Origin of the sequence: Actinomyces weissii (genome assembly GCF_016598775.1) — a bacterium.
GTDB lineage: Bacteria > Actinomycetota > Actinomycetes > Actinomycetales > Actinomycetaceae > Actinomyces > Actinomyces weissii.
In genome coordinates, this window is record NZ_CP066802.1 from 1,493,546 (window position 1) to 1,515,353 (window position 21,808).

General features: G+C 71.6%; 19 protein-coding genes. 7 read left to right on the forward strand and 12 right to left on the reverse strand.

Annotation, left to right across the window (positions count from 1 at the left end; all coding sequences use genetic code 11):
- Nucleotides 1–10: 10 nt before the first annotated feature.
- Together ybeY and JG540_RS06145 are read right to left on the reverse strand one after the other, a co-directional pair.
- Entirely contained in the window at nt 11–463 is a 453-nt protein-coding gene (gene ybeY / locus JG540_RS06140) for an rRNA maturation RNase YbeY (RefSeq protein WP_200274767.1), read from the reverse strand.
- Nucleotides 460–1,596, reverse strand: a complete 1,137-nt coding sequence (locus tag JG540_RS06145; protein WP_200274768.1) for a PhoH family protein — start codon at nt 1,594–1,596, stop codon at nt 460–462. Before JG540_RS06145 ends, ybeY begins: the two co-directional genes overlap by 4 nt.
- Nucleotides 1,597–2,373: 777 nt before the next feature.
- On the opposite strand from JG540_RS06145, the gene JG540_RS06150 reads away from it, so the two are divergent.
- Nucleotides 2,374–2,697 carry an Imm51 family immunity protein gene (locus JG540_RS06150; RefSeq protein WP_200274769.1) on the forward strand — a complete coding sequence of 108 codons (324 nt, stop codon included), beginning with the start codon at nt 2,374–2,376 and terminating at the stop codon, nt 2,695–2,697.
- A 212-nt stretch (nt 2,698–2,909) separates the two neighbouring features.
- Nucleotides 2,910–3,347, forward strand: a complete 438-nt coding sequence (locus tag JG540_RS06155) for a DUF2871 domain-containing protein (protein ID WP_200274770.1) — start codon at nt 2,910–2,912, stop codon at nt 3,345–3,347.
- 243 nt (nt 3,348–3,590) lie between these two features.
- Here JG540_RS06155 and JG540_RS06160 read toward each other — a convergent pair whose 3' ends face one another.
- Nucleotides 3,591–4,478, reverse strand: coding sequence for a 16S rRNA (uracil(1498)-N(3))-methyltransferase (locus tag JG540_RS06160; RefSeq protein WP_200274771.1), 888 nt, complete (start codon nt 4,476–4,478; stop codon nt 3,591–3,593).
- A 278-nt stretch (nt 4,479–4,756) separates the two neighbouring features.
- Here JG540_RS06160 and JG540_RS06165 point away from each other — a divergent pair, with 278 nt between their 5' ends.
- Nucleotides 4,757–5,587, forward strand: coding sequence for a YggS family pyridoxal phosphate-dependent enzyme (locus JG540_RS06165; RefSeq protein WP_200274772.1), 831 nt, complete (start codon nt 4,757–4,759; stop codon nt 5,585–5,587).
- A 166-nt stretch (nt 5,588–5,753) separates the two neighbouring features.
- Here the strand turns inward: JG540_RS06165 and dnaJ are convergent, their stop codons facing one another.
- Together dnaJ and hrcA are read right to left on the reverse strand one after the other, a co-directional pair.
- Nucleotides 5,754–6,878 (reverse strand): molecular chaperone DnaJ, encoded by a 1,125-nt coding sequence (dnaJ, locus tag JG540_RS06170; RefSeq protein WP_200274773.1) that lies wholly within the window; start codon nt 6,876–6,878, stop codon nt 5,754–5,756.
- A 41-nt stretch (nt 6,879–6,919) separates the two neighbouring features.
- The gene (hrcA, locus tag JG540_RS06175) at nt 6,920–7,972 is read right to left on the reverse strand and encodes a heat-inducible transcriptional repressor HrcA (RefSeq protein WP_200274774.1); all 1,053 of its coding nucleotides are present in this window, start codon (nt 7,970–7,972) and stop codon (nt 6,920–6,922) included.
- A gap of 165 nt (nt 7,973–8,137) precedes the next feature.
- Between hrcA and JG540_RS06180 the strand changes: the two genes are divergently transcribed.
- Nucleotides 8,138–9,193 (forward strand): DUF3097 domain-containing protein, encoded by a 1,056-nt coding sequence (locus tag JG540_RS06180; RefSeq protein ID WP_407648297.1) that lies wholly within the window; start codon nt 8,138–8,140, stop codon nt 9,191–9,193.
- A 194-nt stretch (nt 9,194–9,387) separates the two neighbouring features.
- On the opposite strand, the gene JG540_RS06185 is transcribed toward JG540_RS06180, so the two are convergent.
- Together JG540_RS06185 and hemH are read right to left on the reverse strand one after the other, a co-directional pair.
- Nucleotides 9,388–10,791, reverse strand: coding sequence for a sodium:proton antiporter (locus tag JG540_RS06185; protein WP_200274776.1), 1,404 nt, complete (start codon nt 10,789–10,791; stop codon nt 9,388–9,390).
- 252 nt (nt 10,792–11,043) lie between these two features.
- A complete protein-coding gene (hemH, locus tag JG540_RS06190) occupies nt 11,044–12,099 on the reverse strand; it encodes a ferrochelatase (protein WP_234042983.1) in 1,056 nt (351 codons plus the stop codon).
- A 289-nt stretch (nt 12,100–12,388) separates the two neighbouring features.
- Here hemH and JG540_RS06195 point away from each other — a divergent pair, with 289 nt between their 5' ends.
- Both JG540_RS06195 and JG540_RS06200 read left to right on the forward strand, forming a co-directional pair.
- Entirely contained in the window at nt 12,389–12,700 is a 312-nt protein-coding gene (locus JG540_RS06195) for a DUF4298 domain-containing protein (protein WP_200274777.1), read from the forward strand.
- A gap of 208 nt (nt 12,701–12,908) precedes the next feature.
- Nucleotides 12,909–13,643 (forward strand): YwaF family protein, encoded by a 735-nt coding sequence (locus tag JG540_RS06200; RefSeq protein ID WP_234042709.1) that lies wholly within the window; start codon nt 12,909–12,911, stop codon nt 13,641–13,643.
- Nucleotides 13,644–14,003: 360 nt separating this feature from the next.
- On the opposite strand, the gene hemW is transcribed toward JG540_RS06200, so the two are convergent.
- From hemW to lepA, 3 genes are read right to left on the reverse strand one after another with little or no spacing between them, the layout of a single operon-like run.
- A complete protein-coding gene (gene hemW, locus JG540_RS06205; RefSeq protein WP_200274778.1) occupies nt 14,004–15,272 on the reverse strand; it encodes a radical SAM family heme chaperone HemW in 1,269 nt (422 codons plus the stop codon).
- A complete protein-coding gene (trmB, locus tag JG540_RS06210; RefSeq protein ID WP_200274779.1) occupies nt 15,269–16,192 on the reverse strand; it encodes a tRNA (guanosine(46)-N7)-methyltransferase TrmB in 924 nt (307 codons plus the stop codon). Before trmB ends, hemW begins: the two co-directional genes overlap by 4 nt.
- 6 nt (nt 16,193–16,198) lie before the next feature.
- Complete coding sequence (gene lepA, locus JG540_RS06215; RefSeq protein ID WP_200274780.1) at nt 16,199–18,076, reverse strand: translation elongation factor 4; 1,878 nt, start codon at nt 18,074–18,076, stop codon at nt 16,199–16,201.
- Between the two features lie 434 nt (nt 18,077–18,510).
- On the opposite strand from lepA, the gene JG540_RS06220 reads away from it, so the two are divergent.
- The gene (locus tag JG540_RS06220; RefSeq protein ID WP_200274781.1) at nt 18,511–18,996 is read left to right on the forward strand and encodes a DedA family protein; all 486 of its coding nucleotides are present in this window, start codon (nt 18,511–18,513) and stop codon (nt 18,994–18,996) included.
- Nucleotides 18,997–19,401: 405 nt separating this feature from the next.
- Here the strand turns inward: JG540_RS06220 and JG540_RS06225 are convergent, their stop codons facing one another.
- Nucleotides 19,402–20,151 (reverse strand): response regulator, encoded by a 750-nt coding sequence (locus JG540_RS06225; RefSeq protein ID WP_200278185.1) that lies wholly within the window; start codon nt 20,149–20,151, stop codon nt 19,402–19,404.
- A gap of 5 nt (nt 20,152–20,156) precedes the next feature.
- Nucleotides 20,157–21,722 carry an ATP-binding protein gene (locus JG540_RS06230; protein ID WP_200274782.1) on the reverse strand — a complete coding sequence of 522 codons (1,566 nt, stop codon included), beginning with the start codon at nt 21,720–21,722 and terminating at the stop codon, nt 20,157–20,159.
- Nucleotides 21,723–21,808 lie beyond the last annotated feature (86 nt).

The following is a 21,808-nucleotide window of genomic DNA, read 5'->3' on the forward strand; positions in this document are numbered from 1 at the left end:
GCGCCGGGCCTCAGCGGTTGGCCAGGAAGGTGAGCAGGAGACGGCGCTGCAGGGCGAACATCTCCTTCTCCTGCTCCGGCTCCTGGTGGTCGTAGCCCAGCAGGTGCAGGATGCCGTGGGTGGTCAGCAGCAGCATCTCCTCCACGGCGCTGTGCCCGGCGGCCAGGGCCTGCTGGGCGGCCACCTGCGGGCAGAGCACCACGTCCCCCAGGGTGCCTGCGGGGGTCTCCGCCTCGGGGGTGCCGGGGCGCAGCTCGTCCATGGGGAAGCTCATGACGTCGGTGGGCCCGGGCAGGTCCAGCCAGCGCAGGTGCAGGTCGGCCATGGGCTCGGGGTCGATGAACAGGATGTTGAGCTCGGCGCGCGGGTTGACGTGCATATTGGCCAGCACGTGCTCGGCCAGGGCCACGAACTCGGCGCCGTCGACGGCGACCTCGGTCTCGTTGTTGACCTCGATGCTCATGCGCGGTTCCTTCCTCTGAACCCTTGCGGGGTGCGGCCCGGGCGGTTGCCGCTGCGGGCGCCGGGGCGGCTGGTCTCGGCCTGCCTGCCGGCGGTGGGTCGCTGGGCCTGCAGGGTGGCCTGCTCGGCGTCGTACTGGGCGTAGGCGTCGATGATGTCGCCCACCAGGCGGTGACGGACCACGTCAGCGCTGCCCAGCTCGCAGAAGGTTATGCCCTCCACCCCGTCCAGGATACGGCGCACCACCAGCAGGCCGGAGGGGCGGCCCCCGGGCAGGTCGATCTGGGAGACGTCCCCGGTGACCACCATCTTGGAGCCGAAGCCCAGGCGGGTCAGGAACATCTTCATCTGCTCGGGGCTGGTGTTCTGGGCCTCGTCCAGGATGATGAAGGCGTCGTTCAGGGTGCGCCCACGCATGTAGGCCAGGGGGGCCACCTCGATGGTGCCGGCGGCCATGAGCTTGGGCAGGGCCTCGGGCTCGAGCATGTCGTGCAGGGCGTCGTACAGGGGCCGCAGGTAGGGGTCTATCTTGTCGGTGAGGGTGCCGGGCAGGAAGCCCAGGTTCTCCCCGGCCTCCACGGCGGGGCGGGTCAGGATGATGCGGGAGACCTGCCGCCGCTCCAAGGCCGCCACCGCCTTGGCCATGGCCAGGTAGGTCTTGCCGGTGCCCGCCGGGCCGATGCCGAAGGTGATGGTGGAGTCCTCGATGGCGTCCACGTAGGCCTTCTGGCCGAGGGACTTGGCGCGCACCGACTTGCCGTGCCCGGAGAAGACGTCCTCCCCCAGGACCTCGGTGGGCCGGGTGGCGGTGTCCAGCAGGCTGATGGCCCGCTGCACGGCGTCGGCGCTCAGGGGCGTGCCGGAGCGGGCGACGTCCACGAGCTCGGCGGCCAGCTGGATGACCATGTCCACGCGCTCGCTGGGGCCGGTGGCGGTCAGGGAGTCGCCGCGCACGTGGATGCTGACGTCCTTGAAGCCCCGCTCGATGGCGCGCAGCACCTCGTCATGCGCTCCCAGGAGGGTCACGGGGGCCAGGTCCGGGGGCAGCACGAGGGTGCGGGAGACCGTGGAGGGGACGGCAGAGGGCGGCAGCGGACTGCTGACGCCGGTCACGGCAGAAGGCGGAGTCGTCATCACCCCGGATTCTAGTGCCCTCCCCCTAACCCCCCACTTTCTTACCGCGAGACCGGGACATATGTACCGCGAGACCGGGACATATGTACCGCGAGACCGGCAAGGGTTGCCTTAGTTACCCGGTGGTCTCGGGGCGGCCAGGGTGAGGGTCGGGGCTCTTGGCAGGGGGCGAGGTCCGCACGGGCGCCTGCCCACTCCCACTCAGCGGGCAGGGCCGACTTGGTCAGGGGAGCCTGGTCGCAGTGGTTTCGTGACTGGTTTCCGGAGCTGGCGGGCGGGGACCTGCCCAAATCGATGGCAAACGGCACGCAGCACCACCTGCGACCCGCATGATTCCGCGATCCTTGCCGGGGCACGCAGGGCCGAGGAAGGACTTTGTCATCGTTCCGGACGCCTGGCCGCCGAAGACGCCCCCCTCAAGGCCCTCGGACCAGCCTCGACGGCGGGCACGCGGCCCACACCCCTTCCCCCCGACCCGCACCCGGACACCATGCCCCGGCCCGCACCCCGGCACGCCGCACAGGGACAGATCCGAGGCGCGCCCCTGCTGGCGACCGGCCGCGAGCGCCCACCAGTCCCGCCGTCGCCGGCAGAGCCCTGAGGCACACCCGCCGATCGGACGGTGTTGCGACACGCTGCACCTTGCTTACAATCTGGTTCCAGATATCACCGTCTAGAGGTTATTTTCAGTACTTCCCCAACCTTCAGGCTTGTCACCCAACGAGAGGCCCTGCGATGACACTCACTGCGGCACCCCCTGCGCCCAGCCGAATTCGCTTGCGCGACGCCGAGGACGGCTCCTTCACCACCTGCTTCTTTGACGTGGCGGGTTTTAGCACCTCCAGCACCGTGCAGGCCCTGGGACACGAGCCCAACGGCTACTTCTGGGAGGGCGTGGTGCGTTGGCTGGTCGACCGCGGCGAGCTCCCGGACGTTCAGACCGACCCTGAGGGCACCATGTTCTACGCCTACGGTGACCGCGCCGACACGGAACAGCTGGCCACCTGCCTGATGCGCTACCTCACCGACGACGAGGCCATCACCGCACTAGTCACCGCGGCCGACGCCGTCGGCTTTGACTTCGACGACGACCTGCGCTGAGCGGTGCTACAGGCCGGGCGGGATCACTCCAGCCCCCACTACCAGCCACGAGCCCTTTATCGGCGCCTACCTGGCCAGCACCCACCCAGCACCCGCAGCACCCTCGCCTCCGGTAACACACCAGCCCCTAGTGCGCCACGCCATTGTGCAGCAGCCGATCCTGTGCTTCACTGCGTCTTTCTGACACCGTGTCACCACTTTTAGGAGCCTTCATGGAGAAGCTGCTGTTCCGTTCCTCTGCCATCTGGGCCGTGCTCGGCCTGCTCAGCGGCGTCTACTACCGTGAGCTCACCCGCTTCCAGGGCTGGGACCACCCGACCTTCACCCAGCTGTCCACCGTGCACACGCACACCCTGGTGCTCGGCTGCCTGTTCATGCTGGTGATGCTGGCCCTGGAGCGGGTCTTCCGGGTCTCCCAGCACTCTCCGCTGGCTGCCAAGGCCTATGTGGTCTGGAACGTGGGGGTCGGTTGGACGGTGCTGATGCAGACCGTCAAGGGGACCCTGCAGGTCACTGGCCAGGAGCTCTACTCCAGCCCCGCCATCGCCGGGATCTCCGGCCTGGGGCACATCATCCTGACCGCAGGCTTCGCCCTGTACTTCCACGCCCTGGCCAAGGCGGTCAAGGCCCCCGCTGAAACCAGTGACTGAGACCAGCCGCTGAGACCGATGGCCGCACCGGCCCTTCGGCAGGTGCCACTGCCTGGCCAGCAGCCAGTGCTAACGGCACCAGCTGGATCATGGCACCAGCCAGCCAGCCAGCCAAGTCTCGTCGGTCCAGGGCCCCGCCAGCCCAGGGAACCAGCCATCCCGGTCCCGTCGGCAGGCACACGCACCCAGGTAGGCACTTCGCCGCCTGGGTGCGCTCTTTCCGGCCCCAGGTGGCTGCCCTCGCTAGCCCTGCTCCTGCGGCTCCCACAGTCCTGCCCGCTGGGCCAGCACGGCCAGCGCCACCGGCCCCGCCGAGGCGGTGCGCATGACGTGCGGCCCCAGGCGGACCGTGACCGCCCCGGCCTCCTCCAGCGCCGCCGTCTCCGCCGCGCTGATCCCGCCCTCCGGGCCGACGACGACGGCCAGCACCGGTGCCAGCCCCGCCGTCGCCCCCAGGACCGCGGTACTCTCTGCCGCCTCTGTGCCTTCTGCCACGCCCGCAGCAGCCTGCGATACCGGAGCAGGCAGGGTGGCCCCGCTGATCGGCGCGCTGGCCTCCTCGTGCAGCACCAGCACCACGCCCCCGGCGGACACCACCTGGGCCACCCAGGTGCACAGCTCCGGGGTGCCTCGCAGCCCCTCCACCACCGGCACCCGGGCGCGCCGCGCCTGCTTGGACGCCTCCTGGGCGGTGGCCTGCCAGCGTTCCTGGCCCTTAGCGGCCTTAGGGCCCTTCCAGACGGACACGCAGCGCTCGGACTGCCAGGGCAGGACCAGGTCCACCCCCACCTCCGTGGCCGTCTCCACCGCCTGGGCGTCCCGGTCCCCCTTGGCCAGGGCCTGCACCAGGGCCAGGCGCAGCGGGGCGGGCCGCTCCTGCACCCGCTCCAGGACCTTCACGGCCAGCTGGTCCTTGCGGTCCCGGCCCCCCGACTCCAGCACCTCGCACACCAGGCGCAGCCCGACGCCGTCCACCAGGTCCACCCTCTCGCCCACCCGCAGGCGGCGCACGCTGACAGCGTGGCGGGCCTCCGGCCCCAGGAGGGAGAAGACGTCCCCCGCCCGTGCAGCGGCGGCGGCTCCGGCGGGCGAGGTGGTCTGGGCGGTGAGGACGAACACGGGTGCGGTCACGCCCCCAGGCTACCGGGCTCCCCACCCCGCTGGCCGGAGGGCTCAGGCCCCCTGGACGCCGCGCCCCCACGCGCCCCTGCAGGGTCCCTCCCCGCGGCCAATAGCCTCCCCTGCGGCCCCCGGAGACGCCGCAGCACCCAGCGCGTCCCTGCCCAGAACCAACCTGACGACACCGCACCCCCGGCCCCGGGCAGAACCACGATGCTGCTGCACGCAGGCCCTCTCCCGGCCGCTGTGGCCCGGACCGGGAGACCCGCACCGGTGCTAGCGTCCCACCCATGCAGCCCAGTACTCCCCCGCCCTCCCAGGTGGTCCCGGTCCCCCAGCAGCCCCCGTGCCTCCAGGAGAGCAGCGAGCCCGCGACGGCGCTCTCGTACGCAGGTAGCCGCAACCCCCAGGCCGAGTCGGTGGCGGCGCTGCGGCAGCGGCTGGCGCAGGTGCGGGCCCGGGTGGACGCCGCCGCCCGCCAGGCGGGCCGGGACCCGGCTGAGGTCAGTGTCCTGCCCGTGTCCAAGACCGTCCCCGCCGCGGTGCTGCGGGACGCCGTCGCCGCCGGGGCCACCCGCCTGGGTGAGAACCGGGTGCAGGAGGCGCGGGCCAAGGCGGCTGAGCTGGCGGGCCTGCCGGTGACCTGGTCCCTGATCGGCCACCTGCAGGGCAACAAGGTCCGCGACGCCATAGCCTGCGCCGCCGAGCTGCAGTCCCTGGACTCCCTGCGCCTGGCCCAGGCCCTGGACCGTCGCCTGCAGGCCGCGGGGCGGGGGCTGGACGTATACGTGCAGGTCAACACCTCCGGGGAGGGCTCCAAGTCCGGCCTGCCCCCGACCGAGCTGGCCGGATTCCTGCAGGAGCTGCGCGCCTACGCCTCCCTGCGGGTGGTGGGCCTCATGACCATCGCCGTCAACAGCGACGACGCCGCCCAGGTCCGCTCCTGCTTCCGCCTGCTGCGCGAGCTGCGGGACAGCGCGAGGCAGGCGGGCACCGTCGGTGCGGGGCTGCTCTCCATGGGCATGAGCGGGGACCTGGAGCTCGCCGTCGCCGAGGGCTCCACCTGCGTGCGGGTGGGGCAGGCGGTATTCGGGTCCCGGCCCGCGCCCGCAGCATCCTGACCCTCACCGGGGCGGTCCCGCCTAGGCAGCCCGGACGCTCAGGCACTTAGCCGCTTAGGCAGCCAGCCGCTCAGGCACCCGTACACCTGACCTCCCGGCGCCCTAGGCCCCTCCCCGCGCTGGGGCTCAGCGCACCCACGTCCCGCGCCGCCGGCCCGCGCCGGGGTCAGCGGCCGTTGATCCAGTCCCCCAGCTTGCGCTTAAGGGTGGAGTCCTTGCTCCCCTGGGTGGTCTCCCCCCGCAGCTCAGCCAGCCGACGCAGCAGCTCACGCTGCTCCTCGTCCAGGCGCACCGGCGTCTCCACCACCAGGGAGATGCGCAGGTCGCCCCGGCCCCGACGGCGCAGCCGCCCCGTGCCTAGGCCGTCCAGGACCTTCTCCTGGCCGTTCTGGGTGCCGGGCTTGACCTCCAGCTCGCGGGGGCCGTCCAGGGTCTCCACCGTGAAGGTTCCCCCCAGGGCGGCAGCGGTCATGGGGATACGCAGCTCGGTCAGCAGGTCGTCGCCCTCGCGCCGCAGGGTGGGGTGCTCGGTCTCGTGGAACTCGATGTACAGGTCGCCGTTGGGGCCGCCGCCGGGGCCTGCCTCCCCCTGCCCGTCCATGCGCAGCCGGGTGCCGGTGGACACCCCCACCGGGACCTTGACCTCCACCTCCCGGCGCACGTGCTTGCGCCCTTCACCGGAGCAGTCCTTGCAGGGGCTGGCGATGATCGTGCCGAAGCCGCTGCACTGGGGGCAGCGGGCGGTGGTGACCGCCTGGCCGAACAGGGAGCTGACCACCCGCTGCACGGAGCCGGAGCCGTTGCAGCCCGAGCAGGTAACCGGCTCGGTTCCCGGCAGGCAGCAGGAGCCCTCACAGGTCTCACAGGTCACGTAGGAGCTGACGGTCACCGGCTTGGTCGCCCCGAAGGTCACGTCCTGCAGGCTCACCTCCAGGGCCACGATGCCGTCCTGACCGCGCCGCGCCCGGGAGGCCGGACCGCGGGCTGCCCCGCCGCCGAACATGGACTGGAAGATGCCCCCCAGGTCACCCAGGTCCGCGGCCGAGAAGCCACCGAAGCCCCCAAAGCTGCCGCCGCCGCGCAGGGCCTCCTCCCCACCCAGGTCGTACATCTGGCGCTTGTCGGCGTCGGAGAGGGTCTCGTAGGCCACGGAGACCTGCTTGAACTCCTCCTCGTGGCCGGGGCCAGCGACGTCGGGGTGCAGGGAGCGGGCCTTCTTGCGGTAGGCCTTCTTGATCTCCTCGGCGGTGGCGTTGCGGCTGACGCCCAGGATCTCGTAGTAGTCGCGCACGTGTGTTCCTTCGGGTTCTGTGGGGAGGTGCCGGGTGCTGCTTACTGCTCCTGCGGCCCGGCCAGGAACCGGGACAGGTAGAGGGCCACAGCGTTGACGGCGGCGATGGTGGCGGGGTAGTCCATGCGGGTGGGGCCGATCACACCCAGGTGGGCGACGGCGTCACCGCCGCCAGGACCGTAGGTGGCGGTGACGACGCTGGCCTCCGCCAGGGCGTCGTCGTCGTTCTCCGCCCCGATGGTGACGCGTGGGCCGTCGCCGGTCTCGGTGCAGGCGGCGGCGTCCATGCAGGCGAAGAGCCGCAGCAGCACCACCTGCTCCTCGATGGCGTCCAGCAAGGGCCCCAGGGAGGAGAAGTCCGGGGTGGCGCGGGCCAGGTTCGCGGTGCCCGCAACCACCAGGCGCTCCTCGGCCTCCGGGCGCAGGGCGGCCACCATCTCCCCGGCGACGGCGGACAGCACGGCGCGCTCCTCACTGGGGGCCTGCTCGGCCAGCAGGCTCAGGGCGGGCACGACGTCCTCCGCCAGGCGCCCGGCCATGATCCTGTTCAGGCGGCCGCGCAGACTGTCCAGGACCAGGGGGTCCACCAGCTCCCCGGCGGGCAGGCTGACGGTGCGCTGCTCGACCCGCCCGGTGTCGGTGATGATGACCAGCAGCAGGCGGCTGGGTCCCAGGGCCACCAGCTCCAGGTGGCGCAGGGCCGTACGCCGCAGGCTGGGGTACTCCACGACAGCGAGCTGGCCGGTGAGCTGGGCGAGCACGCGCACGGTGCGCGCCACCACGGCGTCCAGGTCCACCGCCCCTGACAGGAGCTGGGTGATGGCGGCGCGCTCCGGGGAGGACAGGGGCTTGACGGAGGCGATGCGGTCCACGAAGTGCCGGTAGCCCTTCTGGGTGGGCACCCGCCCGGCACTGGTGTGGGGCTGCTGGATGTAGCCCTCGTCCTCCAGGGCCGCCATGTCGTTGCGGATGGTGGCCGGGGAGACGCCCAGGCGGTAGCGCTCCACCAGGGCCCGGGAGCCGACCGGCTCGCGGGTGCGCACGTAGTCGGTCACGATGGCGGAGAGGACCTTTAGCCGCCGGTCGTCGGACATGGGCGCTCCTCCCCTCCTGGATGCTTCCTGGTGCTCTGAGTAGTTCGCGGTGGCATTTGTGGTAGCCGAGCCCGGTTAGCACTCACAGGGCCCGAGTGCCATCCTACGCCGGGTACCGGCGCGCCCAACCAGGCTGGCGCGTGACCTTCACCTAGCGTGCCCAAAGTGAACACGCCCGCCCCGTACTCCCGCCCTGTCCCCGGCTCCACCGCCGCCCGCCGTCTGGCCCTGCGCGAGCAGGCCGCCCAGCAGGAGGCCCAGCAGCCGACGCCGGGGGCGGCCCGCGGCCGGGCCCACAAGCCTGCCCGCCGTAGCGCCCCGCCGTCGGCCCGTGACCGTTACGGCGCGGACGTGCTGAGCACCGACCCGCACCGCGTCGGCCCGGGAGCGATCCGCCCCGAGTCGGTACGGGTGCCCCTGGAGCGTGGGATGGTGCTGGAGGACCAGGAGACCGGCTTCGTGGGGGCCGCCGTGTCGGTGGAGAAGTCGGGCGGAGTGCACCTGGTGGTCCTGGAGGACCGGCACCTGGTGCGCCGCGCCTTCCCCCTGGGGCCGGGCTTCCTGCTGGAGGGACGTCCGGTGGTGGTGGACCCGCCTGTGCCCCGCCCCCGGGGCCCGGAGGGGCCGGTCAGCGCGGCCGGGCGGAGGCTTACGGCGTCAGGCTCCTACCTGGTGGAGGGGGAGAAGGCGCGGGTGGCCCGGGCCTCACGCATCTGGGTGGAGGGCAGGCACGACGCCGAGCTGGTGGAGAAGGTTTGGGGGGACGACCTGCGTCACGAGGGCGTGGTGGTGCTGATGCTGGACGGCGTGGACAACCTGGAGCAGGTCATGGCCGAGTTCCAGCCGGGGCCGCAGCGGCGGGCAGGCGTGCTGGTGGACCACCTGGTGCCGGGCTCCAAGGAGTCACGGATCGCGCAGCGGGTGCGCGAGATGCCAGGCGGGAGGAACGTGCTGGTGCTGGGGCACCCCTACGTGGACGTGTGGCAGGCGGTGCGCCCTCAGCGGCTGGGCCTGAGCGCCTGGCCGCAGGTGCCGCGGGGCACGGACATCAAGCACGGCACCTTGGAGGCGCTGGGCTGGCCGCACGCAGACCAGGCGGATGTCGCCCGTGGCTGGCAGCGGATCCTGGCCACGGTGCGCTCCTACAAGGACCTGGAGCCGAGCCTGCTAGGCCGCATGGAGGAGCTGATCGACTTCGTCACCGCCCCTGGTACCTGCTGAGGACGGTAGCGGCCCACCTTACGGGCCGCTCACTGTGCCTGCGGCTCTCTCCAGCCGCCGTGGACGCTCCTGAGCGGTAGCTGTCCACAGGGCGTACCGGTCTCGTGAGCCATATGTCCCGGTCTCGTGAGCCATATGTCCCGGTCTCGCGGTACCGATGTCCCGGTCTCGCGAAGGAGAGGGGGTGGGAGGGGCTAGGCGTCGGCCAGGGCCAGACGACGGCCCTTGACGGCCAGGCGCACACTATTGGCCACCACCAGGGCAGCCAGCAGCAGCCCGACCAGCTTGGCCCACCAGGAGTGGGCGATGAACAGGCAGACCATAGAGGTCAGCACCGGCACCAGGTGCATAACCGCCTGGCCCACGTAGCCACCGAAGGAGGGCATAGCCACCCCACGGGCCTCCGCCACGGACTTGACCATGAAGTTCGGGCCGTTGCCGATGTACGTGATCGCCCCGCAGAACACGGCGCCCAGGGAGATAGGCACCAGGTAGGCCTCTGGCACCCCGGCCACCACGGCCCCGCCCGGGTGGGGAACCTGCCCCGCTATCTCAAAGAAGGTGGCGTAGGTGGGGGCGTTGTCGAGCACGGAGGAGAGCCCCCCGGTGAACACGAAGAAGGTGATGTGGTTCAGCGGCAGTGAGCCCGCCACCTCGTCCAGGTAGTGCAGGGCCGGGATCATGGTCAGGAAGATCCCGATGAACAGGCTGGCCACCTCCGCGATCGGCCCCCACTCGAACTGGTTGTCCTCAAAACGGGCGCGCTTGTCCCCCAGGAGGAAGGAGCAGGCGGCGGCTCCCAGCATGATTAGCTCGCGCAGGGGCAGCCAGTCCAGCAGGGTGGCGCTACCGTGCCCGATGGCCTCGGCGTCCACGGAGGGGGCGAAGGCCACCGCCGCGATAATGACGGCGAACCACAGCAGGTTGCTGGCCCCGCGCAGCCCCAGGGGCTCCACGTCGGTCCGGTCCTCGCGCACGGCGGCCGCAGGCTCCCGGCCGTGGTACCAGCTGTCCAGCCCGTAGTAGCTGACGAGCAGCAGCAGGTTCACGAACAGCCACTCGGGAGCCAGGTGGAAGGTCCAGGTGAAGGGCACTCCCCGCAGGAATCCCAGGAAGAGCGGCGGGTCGCCCAGCGGGGTGAGCAGGCCCCCGCAGTTGGCCACCACGAAGATCGCGTACAGCACCGTGTGGACCCGGTACCTGCGCTCCTGGTTCGTGTTGAGCAGCGGACGGATCAGCAGCATGGCCGCGCCGGTGGTGCCCACGAAGCTGGCCAGCACCCCGCCGACCGCCAGGAAGATCGTGTTGTTCCTGGGGGTGGCCTCGATGTCGCCCTTGAGGAATATGCCGCCGGAGACCACGAACAGCGCCAGCAGCAGGGAGATGAACTGCGCGTACTCCACCACGGAGTGGAACACGACCTCCCAGCCGAGCGCGAACCACATCCACAGCGCCACCGGCAGCCCCAGCACCAGGGCCAGACCCAGCTGGCTGGAGCGTTTCTCCCACCAGTGCGCCGTGGCTGGCAGCAGCGGCAGGACGGCGATAGACGCGAGCATTACGGCGAACGGCAGGGTGGACCACCACTGCAGGTGCATGCGTTTACTCCTCCGGTAGGTGACTTGCTAACCACGATACGCCAAGGCTGTGGACCCGACGGCGGTACTGCGCCGTTCAAGCGGTGAGCCTGTACCCGCACTGGCGGCCTGCACGGCCTCAACCGGGCGGCTTGAACGCTCCGAGCCAGCCTGCACGCTCTCTGTCAGACGACCTGCCCCCTCCCAGCCAACCTGTGCCATCCAGGCGGAGCGGATGCGCCGTCAGGCCGTCTCGGGATGCCCCACCCTCGATCAGACCCAGCCGGAGAGCACCTGGCGGGCCTGCTCCTCCAAGGCGTCGACGGCGCCTGGCGTGCCGTTGCCCCAGCGCACGTAGTGGAACTCGCCGCCCCCGGCCTGCACGAAGGTCTCCCGGTTGAGCTGGTCGATCTCCTCCAGGGTCTCCAGGCAGTCGGCCATGAAGCCCGGGCAGATGACGTCCAGCCGGGGGCAGCCCTCCCGTCCCAGGGCCTCCACGGTGTCGATGGTGGCCGGGCCGATCCACTCGGCGGGCCCGAACACGGACTGGTAGGTGGTGCGCACCAGCTCCGGGGGCAGCTGCATGTGCTCGCGCAGGGCAGCCACCGTGGCCTCGCACTCGGCGCGGTAGGGGTCGCCGTCGTCGTGCATGGCCTTGGGGATGGAGTGGAAGGAGAGCAGCAGCCGGTCGCCGCGCTGGGGCTGCGGCCGCCCGACCCGCCCCCAGTGCTCCTCCAGGGCGGTGGCCAGGGCCGCGATATAGGGCCGGGAGACCGGGAAGGAGCGCACGGTGCGCAGCTCGGGCTGGTCCCGGTGCGCCAGGAGACGGCGGGCGGCCACGTCCACGATGGAGGCGACCGTGGTGGCCGAGTACTGCGGGTAGAGCGGCAGCACAGCCAGACGGCGGGCACCCGTGGCCAGGACCTCGTCGATCACCTTGCCCATGGCGGGCTCGCCGTAGCGCATAGCCACCCGCACCTGCACCTTTACGCCTGCGCGGTCCAGGCGCTCCTGGAGCATCTGGGCCTGCGCCTGGGTGCCGTGCATGAGCGGGGAGCCGCCCTGGTCCGCCTCCTGGCCGGGAAGCCACACGGTGGCGTACTTGGCGGCGCTGGCCCGGGGGCGCACCCGCAGGATCACGCCCTCCAGGACGGGACGCCACAGCAGCGGGTGCATCTCGATGACGCGGCGGTCGGAGAGGAACTCCCGCAGGAAGGGGCGCACGTCCTTGGCGGTGGGGGTGGCGGGGGTGCCGAGGTTGACCAGCAGCAGGACCGGAGGCTCGGCGGCTCCGGGCGGAGCGGCAGCCTCAGGCTGCCCGGGGTCCAGAGGACGGTCCAGGGGTCGCGGTTCTGGGACTGAGGTGCGCACGACACTCCTTCAACGGCGTTAATGACGGATCTACCACAGGTGTCAGCACCGCAGTCTAGTTGCTTCCTGGCCCCTGCCTGACCAGCCGAGCCCTCCCCTATCCAGAATCAGCCCAGGCTGTAGGACAGAAGCAGGGCGGCAGCCGCTATCGTCGGGGCAGCAGGCCCAGGCCAGCAGCCACAGACCAGAGCAGACCAGTCCTGCCCCAGGCAGAGCAGGCCAGCACGACCCACCAAGTGAGGCAGCTATGAGTGACCACGCCCCTGACCCCCAGCAGGCCCTGGCACGCCTGGAGGCGCTGGAGGCCCTCTACCTGACCGCTGAGGCCCGCATGGAGGAGGCCGAGAGCGCCACGGCCGCCCTGGAGGCCATGAGCGCGGCCATGACGCCGCTTATGGCCGGGTACCACGGCACCTGGCTAAAGGACCTGGAGGCCACCGCCGAGCTCGACCCGCGCCTGGCGGTAACGGGCGAGGACACCATCTGGGACCTGCACGGACGCCAGCACGAGCTGATGGTGCGGCTGATGCGCCTGTGCGCCCAGTACTTCGCGGGCTGAGCCGCCGGACTCACAGGCAGGCGTCAGGGGGCGTCAGCCTGGCACGGCCCGCCCCTCGCCGCGACCTTAGGCAGGGACCGGCCGGTGCCTCGTCGTCGAAACAGCGACCGGCCTGCGCCCCGGCGTGACCAGCCACCCCGGAGCCTGGCCCGCCTGCCTACACCCTCTGCTTTTGCCGCCCTCCTTCCTGGCTGGGTAGCGTGGGGCCGTGCACAGATTCCTCGATCCCACGCCGGGGTGGATCACGATCGGCGGCCCGGACCACCTGATGTACCTGCTGGCGCTAGCCCTAGCCGCCTACCTCCTGGTGAGCCAGCGCCACTGGGTGCGCGCCCGCACCAGGCAGGTGCGCTACTGGGTGCTCACCGCCTCCGTGCTCCAGCAGGCCACCCTCTACGGCATGTACGCGGCCACCGGCTGGGACTGGGGCGAGTCGCTGCCCCTGCACATCTCGCGGGTCTCAGCGATCCTGTGCGTGGTCTACCTGGCCACCGGCTCCCGCCGGGTCATGGACGTGCTGTTCTACTTCAGCCTGTGGGCGTGGTTCAGCTTCTCCTACCCCCAGGAGGTGTGGCCCTTCTGGAACCTGTTCGGCTGGACCTTCCTGGTCAACCACGTCATCACCCTGCTGATGCCGGTGCTGGCCTGGGTGACCACCGACTGGCGTCCGAGCAAGCAGGCGCTGTGGCGGGCCTTCGGCTGGATGGTGGCCTACTCGCTGGTGGCCGTGACCGCCAACCTGCTGACCGGAGGCAACTACTTCTACCAGCGCAGCATGCCGGTGCTCGGCTTCCTGGGCCAGCCCTGGTACTACCTGTTCACCCTGGTGGGGGGCCTAGGGGTGTTCTGGCTGGGATACGGAATCTCCCGCCTGGTTCCTGACTCCTCCCGGCAGGCCAGCGCCGACGGCGACAACCTCCTGGCCCCGCACGCCACCGCCTAGCAGGCCGGGCCAGGTCGGGGCGCGCTGTCCCGGCCAGGAACCTGGGTCTAAGAGGCCTCGTCCGCCAGGAGCACCTTCCTGGTCAACGAGGGCCTTGACCGGGCAGAACCCGGCTCCACCCTGACATTCGAGCGCTCCCGCGTCTATGAGGCCCTCGCAGAGACCATGCGCAAACGCGGCCGGGCGCCGCACCGTTGGGCCGCCTCCATCGGCTCGCCGACGCCTGACGTCTCCGCATTCACCTTTGTCTAGCTCCTGACAGCAACCAGCAGGGAAAGGCGTAGCCGCAGCGGGCCCAAGGGACGGCCCACGCTTCGCCTCGTCAAGTGACGAGCCCTGGCACCAGGGGCAGGCGCAGAGCTAAGGCAGCAGCGCCTGCGTCACCGCGTCAGCCATCAGGCGGCCCCGCAGGGTCAGGGCCGCCCGGCCCCCAGCAGCGGCGACGCCGTCAAGCAGGCCGTCCCCCACCAGGCGGGCCACCACCGGCACCAGCCGCACAGGCGTGCCAGCCGCCGTCACCGGCTCGCCGCCGTGGGCCAGGCCCCGCAGCAGCAGGCCCTCACGCAGCCTGATGCCCAGCATCACCCGCTCCAGCTCGCGCGAGGCCGCGTCCACCACCTCGTGCCCAGCCACCGGCAGCCGCCCGGACGCCACCTGCCCCGCCCAGGCCAGCGGGTGCTTCACGTTCCACAGGCGCACGTCCCCCAGGTGGGAGTGGGCCCCCGGCCCGGCCCCCCACCAGTCCCAGTCCCGCCAGTAGGCCTCGTTGTGGCGGCACCGCTGGCCGGGGCGGGACCAGTTAGAGATCTCGTACCACTCGTAACCGGCGGCCGCCAGCAGCTCGTCCGCCAGCTCGTACTTGGTGGCCTCGTCGTCGTCACTGGGCAGCTCCAGCTCCCCGCGCCGCACCTGCGCCCACATCCGCGTGCCCTCCTCCACCACCAGGGCGTAGGCGCTCACATGGTCCGGGCCCGTCTCCACCGCGGCCTCCAGGGAGCGCCGCCAGTCCGCCAAGGACTCCCCCGGCGCCCCGTAGATCAGGTCCACGCTGGTAGACAGGCCCGCCCGGCGGGCCCAGGCCACCACCTGCGGCACCCGCTCCGGGCGGTGCACCCGGTCCAGCACCGCCAGCACCCGGGGAACCGCCGACTGCATCCCAAAGGACACCCGCGTGAAGCCCGCCTGCGCCAAGTCCTCCAGGTAGCGCTGGTCAACGGTCTCCGGGTTGGCCTCCGTGGTCACCTCCGCCCCCGGGGCCAGCCCCCAGGTAAGCCGCACCAGCTCCAGCATCCGCGCCAGGTCCGAGGCAGGCAGCATCGTGGGGGTGCCCCCACCCAGGAACACCGTCTGCACCTGGCGCGGCGGCAGCCCCGCCTCCTCCATGGCGGCCCGGGCCAGCGCCAGCTCCCCCGCCAAGGTGTCCACGTAGTCCCCCGCAGAGGCGCCCGGCCCCAGGGACAGGTTCGTGTAGGTGTTGAAGTCGCAGTAGCCGCAGCGCACCCGGCAGTAAGGCACGTGCAGGTACACGCTGAAGGGCCGCCGCCCACCCTCCGGCGGGACCGCTCCCACCTGCGGGGGCAGCGTGCCCAGGCCAGACAGTGGCACGCCCTCCGGCTGCCTGGGGCTCATGCCTGCCCGGCGCGCACCGGCACGGCGCGCGGCGCCCACATGACCTCCGTGCGCACCGCCGTCAGGTCCCGGATCGTGCGGCCCGCCGCGATCCCCCGCTGCTCGAAGCGCGTCATCACCCGCCCCGTGAAGCGCTCCGACCAGCCGCCCCGCACCCCGGAAGGTGAGCCCGGGTCCACCCCGTTGCCCAGGCTGCCAGGCTCCGCCGTCTGCGCCCCCAGGTCCGGCAGACGGCCCGCGTCCGGGAAGGACAGCAGCGGCAGGCTCGCGTCCGCACGCAGGCCGCTGGGCAGGGCTGCCGCCGCCTCCAGCACGTCCCGCATCTGGAAGGCGTAGTCAGACCAGTCGGTGGCCAGGCGCCACACCCCGCCGCTGCGCAGCACCCGCGCCACCGACAGCGCAAAGGCCTCGTTCACCAGCCTCCGCTTGCGGTGCCGGGGCTTGCGCCACGGGTCCGGGAAGAACAACCACACCTCACTGGCACAGCCCACCGGCAGGGCCGTGGCCAGCAGCTGGGAGGCGTCAGCAGGCACCACCCGCAGGTTGTCCACCCCGGCCTGGGCGGCGTCACGCACGATCTTGGCGATCGCCGTCTCCCACACCTCCACCGCCAGGTGGTCGACGCCGGGGTTGGCGACGGCGTGCGCCAGCAGCGCCTCACCGCTGCCGCTGCCCACCTCCACCACCAGGGGGCGGACCTCGCCGGGGTGCCCGAACAGTGCCATAGGGTCCAGCTGGAAGTCCCGGTGCACCGTGCGGACCGCGTCAGCCCGCGGCACCGGCACCACGTAGTGCGAGCCGTGCTCAGTCAGCGCCGCCTGCTGGCCGCCGCTCAGGCGCCCCCCGGCCCGGGAGAAGGAGCGCACCCGGGAGCGGATAGCGTGGGAGCGGGGGGCGTGCACCTGCTGGCCGCCGTCCACCCCAGGTCACTTGTCCTTGCCGGTGGGGGTGTCCGCCCCCAGAGCGGCGATAAAGGCCTCCTGGGGCACCTCCACGCGACCGATGGCCTTCATGCGCTTCTTGCCCTCCTTCTGCTTCTCCAGCAGCTTGCGCTTACGGGTGATGTCACCGCCGTAGCACTTGGCCAGCATGTCCTTGCGCAGGGCCCGGATGGTCTCGCGGGCGATGATGCGCGCCCCCACCGCCGCCTGCACCGGCACCTCGAACTGCTGGCGGGGGATCAGGTCCTTGAGCCGCTTGGTCATCATGACGCCGTAGGAGTATGCGGAGTCCTTGTGCACGATCGCGCTGAAGGCATCCACCTTGTCCCCGTTGAGCAGGATGTCCACCTTGACCAGGTTGGCGCTCTGCTGGCCGTCCGGCTCGTAGTCCAGGGAGGCGTAGCCGCGGGTGCGGGACTTCAGGGCGTCAAAGAAGTCGAAGACGATCTCCGCCAGGGGCAGCGTGTAGTGCATCTCCACCCGCGTCTCGGAGAGGTACTCCATGCCCTGCATGGTGCCGCGGCGGGACTGGCACAGCTCCATGACCGTGCCCACGAACTCGCTGGGGGTCAGGATGGTGGCCCGCACCACCGGCTCCCGCACGTCCAGGACCTTGCCCTCCGGGAACTCTGAGGGATTGGTGACCACGTGGGTGGACCTGTCCTCCATGGTGACCTCGTAGACCACGGAGGGGGCGGTGGAGATGATGTCCAGCCCGAACTCGCGCTCCAGGCGCTCCCGGATGATCTCCAGGTGCAGCAGCCCCAGGTAGCCGCAGCGGAAGCCGAAGCCCAGGGCCACGGAGGTCTCCGGCTCGTAGGTCAGGGCGGCGTCGTTGAGCTTGAGCTTGTCCAGGGCGTCACGCAGGTTGGGGAAGTCCGAGCCGTCCACGGGGAACAGGCCGGAGAAGACCATCGGCTTGGGGTCCTGGTAGCCGGCCAGGGGCTCGGCGGCGGGGGCGGCCGCGGAGGTGACCGTGTCACCCACCTTGGACTGGCGCACGTCCTTCACGCCGGTGATCAGGTAGCCGACCTCCCCGGCGCCGATCCCCTTGGTGACCACCGGCTCGGGGCTGATGACGCCGATCTCCAGCAGGTCGTGCACCGCCCCGGTGGAGAGCATCTCGATGCGCTCCCGGGCCTTGAGGGTGCCGTCCACGACCCGCACGTAGGTGACCACGCCCCGGTAGGTGTCGTACACGGAGTCGAAGATCATGGCCCGGGCGGGCCCCTCCGGGTCACCGGCGGGCGCGGGCACGGTCTGCACGATACGGTCCAGGAGCTCTGGGACCCCCTGGCCGGTCTTGCCGGAGACCTGCAGCACCTCGTCGACGTCGCAGCCGATGATGGAGGCGATCTCGGCGGCGTACCTCTCCGGCTCGGCCGCGGGCAGGTCGATCTTGTTGAGCACCGGGATGATGTGCAGGTCGCCCTCGATCGCCATGTAGAGGTTGGCCAGGGTCTGGGCCTGCACGCCCTGGGCGGCGTCCACCAGCAGGACGGCCCCCTCGCAGGCCGCCAGGGAGCGGTTGACCTCGTAGGAGAAGTCCACGTGCCCGGGGGTGTCGATCATGTTCAGGGCGTAGGTGCGGGGGGCACCGTCCTCACCAGTCACGGTCCAGGGCATGCGGACCGCCTGGGACTTGATCGTGATCCCGCGCTCCCGCTCAATGTCCATGCGGTCCAGGTACTGGGCGCGCATGTCCCGGGCGGCGACGACGCCGGTGGCCTGCAGCATGCGGTCAGCCAACGTGGACTTGCCGTGGTCGATGTGCGCGATGATCGAGAAGTTGCGCAGCTGGGCCTGGGGGGTGTGGAGGGGCTGGACCGAGGCGAGCTGCTCAGGCGTGGCGACGGGAGACACGAAGGCCCTTCTGTGGTGCGGACATGGTCTGAGGCAAGTCTCCCACGAGGCGGCAGGTGCCAGCGAACCTGCTGGTGTGAGCCGTGTCCGTCCCGAGCGGGCGTCGGGCTGACGAGGGCTGGCCGAACCCGGACTGGGCAGCGGGCACCGGCAGTATCGGCCGCCACCCTGGGCTGGCCCTGTCCTGAGCGGGTACCGTCTTGCGCGGGATCTAGCCTGCTCCAGGTTGGGCAGGAGCAAGCACCGGCTTGGGCATGCCTTAGCCTGAGGGAGGTTCGATCTGAGCAGGTGCTGGCCCGAGGAGCCTCGGCACGAGCGGACGCCGGCCCCGCCGTCGCCCCATGAGACCTGTCAGCCGCCCGGGCACGCGCACGTGAGCAGCAATACGGCGAAGCCGCTGGGCAGCCGGGTCCCTGATGACTTAGGGTCACCTTATGATCGACCGTATCCTGGAGCTGCCGTGGGGGTGGGCCGTTGCCGCCCTGTGGGTGATAGTCATGGGCCGCGCCAACGGCAGCTACTGGGTCGGCCGAGGCATCACCGCAGGCACCTCCCGCACGCGCTGGGCCAGGCTGCTGGAGTCACGTACCTACATCAGCTCGGCTGCCATAGCCGAGCGCTGGGGGCCGGTGGCCGTGACCCTGAGCTTCCTGACGGTCGGTGCGCAGACCTGCGTGCAGGTCTGGGCGGGGGTGACCCGTATGCCTCTGCGGCTCTACCTGCCAGCCGTCGCCCTGGGGTCAGTCATCTGGGCGGTCCTCTACGCCACCGTGGGCCTCGCGGTGTTCCGGGTGTGGGCCGAGCGCGGAGGGCTGTGGGCCCTGGGGCTGCTTGCGCTGATCGGGCTGATCGTGTGGGCCTTCCGGCGCTTCCAGGCCCGGCGGGTTACCACCATGCAGGTCCCGGACAGCGTGGCCTGAGACGCTCGCGCCGGGGCACGGGAGCCCTGACGAGTCCAACTCGCACGTGGCGCCCTTCCCCGTCTCGCGAGACCGGGACATCGGTACCGCGAGACCGGGACATATGGCTCACGAGACCGGTAAGTCCTGTGGATAACTGGGGTGGGTCGCGCTCCAGCACCAGTGGCGACGACGTCGCGGCGACCGTCAATCTTGAGCATCCCCAGCGCCTACGCCCGCCGTCGTCGTTCTTCAGCCCCTGCGCTGCCTGCAGTCGCCGTCCTTGAGCATCCCCAGCGCCTACGCCCGCCGTCGTCGATGAAGCCACCAGCAGCCACCAAACCCACCCGAGATACCCACAACTAAGGCCACCCTTACCGAACTCGCGGTACATATGTCCCGGTCTCGCGGTAAGAAAGTGGGGGGTTAGGGGGAGCTCAGGACCTCCTCCAGGCTGACCACCCCGCTGCGCAGCGCCAGCAGCACCAGCTGCACCCGGTCACGGGCACCGGTCTTGGACAGCAGGTGGGAGACGTGCGTCTTGACCGTCGCCATGCTCAGCCACAGGCGGTCACAGACCTCCTGGTTGGTCAGGCCCAGGGCCACCAGCCTCAGCACCTCCAGCTCCCGCTCAGTGAGCTCCCCCGGCAGCACCGGCCCCGAGCCCGCCACCGCCCCAGAGGCCGCAGCCACCACCTGGCCCGCCGTCCCTCCCGACGCAGCGTCCCCGACACCACCTGCGACCCAGGGAGCAGCGCCCTGCCGGAGGGCGGAGAGCAGGCGGCGGGTCGGGCCTGGGGAGATCACCGAGTCGCCTCGGTGCACGGTGCGCACGGCTGCCACCAGCTGCTCGGGCGGGGTGTTCTTGAGCAGGAAGCCCGCCGCCCCCGCCTCAATGGCCCCCAGCACGTAGCCGTCGGTGTCGAAGGTCGTCAGGATCACCACCCGCCCCGGCAGGCCCTGCTCCACCAGACGCCGGGTGGTCTCCAGCCCGTCCAGGCCGGGCATCTGCACGTCCAGGAGCAGCACGTCCACCGGGTGGGAGCGGCAGCGCTCCAGGGCCTCCTGACCGTCTGCCGCCTGCCAGAGCACCTCCATACCGGTCTGGGCGTTCAGCAGCATGGCCAGGCCTGCGGTCAGCAGGGGCTCGTCGTCAGCCAGCCCCAGCCGGATCACCTCGCTCACGGCGCTCCCTCCTCCGTCCCGGCCTGCAGGCTATCCGTCCCAGGCCGCCCGGCGTCTGCCGCCAGCTGCTCGCCCTGCGCCCCAGTGGCCTGGCCCCCCGTCCGGGGCAGGCGGGCACGCACCTGCCAGCCGCCGGACGACGTCGGCCCCGCCTGCACCTGGCCGCCCAGGTTAGTGACGCGCTCACGCATGGCCGCCAGCCCTGTACCCTCACGGCCCGTGCCGTCCTGGGCAGGGCACGCCCGTGGGGCGGCCTCGTTGGTCACGACGGCCTCCACCTCCTGCTCACCCACCCGCACGGTGACGTGGGTCTGCGCACCGTCGGCGTGGCGCAGCACATTGGTCAGGGACTCCTGCACCAGCCGGTAGACGGCCTCCGCCACCGGCTGGCTGGTGTCAGCGCACTGCTCCAGGCTGCTGCGCACCGGTAGCCCGGCCCGGCGGGCCCCGGCCAGCAGCGCGGGCAGCCCCTCCAGCCCCGGCAGCCGCCCACCGGCCCCGGTCTGCTCAACCGGCCCCACCGCGCCCTCAGCTCCCCCACCAGCCTGAGCCGCTGCCGGAGCCAGAGCGCCAGCAGCCCCAGGACCACCCGCAGGCGGCAGACCACCCGTACCCCCCGAACCACCTGCAGGGCGTGGCCCGTCCGCCGGGAGCGGCCCGCTGGCGCCGTCGTCGCCCCGACTAGCCAGGGCCGCCCTGCCAGGCTCCCCCGGCTTCCCCGGCAGGGTGGAGGCCTCAGCAGGGCCAGGCAGGTCCTCGTCGGCCCGCAGCACGTCCACCAGGGCACGCACCTCGTCGACGGCGTTGCGGCTGGTCTCCCCGATCACCGCGAGCGCCTGGTCCACCGCCGCCGGGTCGCTGGGCAGGACGGCCCGCGCTCCCGCCGCCTGTATGCCGATCACTGACAGGGAGTGGCCTAGCAGGTCGTGCACGTCGCGGGCGATGCGCTGGCGCTCCCGTACCACCGCCAGGCGCCGCTCGGCGTCCTGCTGGGCGGCCAGCACCGCCGCCCGCTCCAGGGCCTGCTCCACCTTCTCCCGCGAGCGCCGCCGCAGCAGCCCCGTCAGGGCGGCCACGGTGAGGACGGTGCTGGCCATGCCCACCAGGGTCAGGGCCCGCACCGGCTCCAGCTGCTCCTCCCCGCCCAGGTAGCCGATCCACAGCACGCTGAGCGCGGCCCCCAGGTAGCAGGCGGCCAGCAGCAGCCCGGACCAGGGGCGCGCCAGGCGGCTGGTGCAGGTCTCGGCGAGCACCAGGCAGGAGATCAGGGCCGCCAGGCTGGCCTCACCGAAGAGCAGCAGGTGGGTGCCCAGCGCGCCGGTCAGCACCAGGACCGCCGTCACCGGGACCACGCGCCGCAGCAGGATCCCGCTGCAGCACAGCAGCACGACAGCCGCCCAGACCACCTCCAGGCACACCTCCGGGCACTGGTGGAGCACGGGCAGCAGGCCCCTTGTCCCGTCGGGGTTGTTCCAGACGGCGACGTAGCCGGTCAGGGCGGCGGCCAGGACGTCGAGCCAGCCGGGTCGGGGCAGGTCCCGCAGCCGCGCCCTGCGGGCCAAGGCCGCGCCGGAACCGCTGGGACCATTGGCAGTACCGGAACCACTGGAACCTCTGAGAGCACTGGCCGCACCAGCAGTGCTGGCAC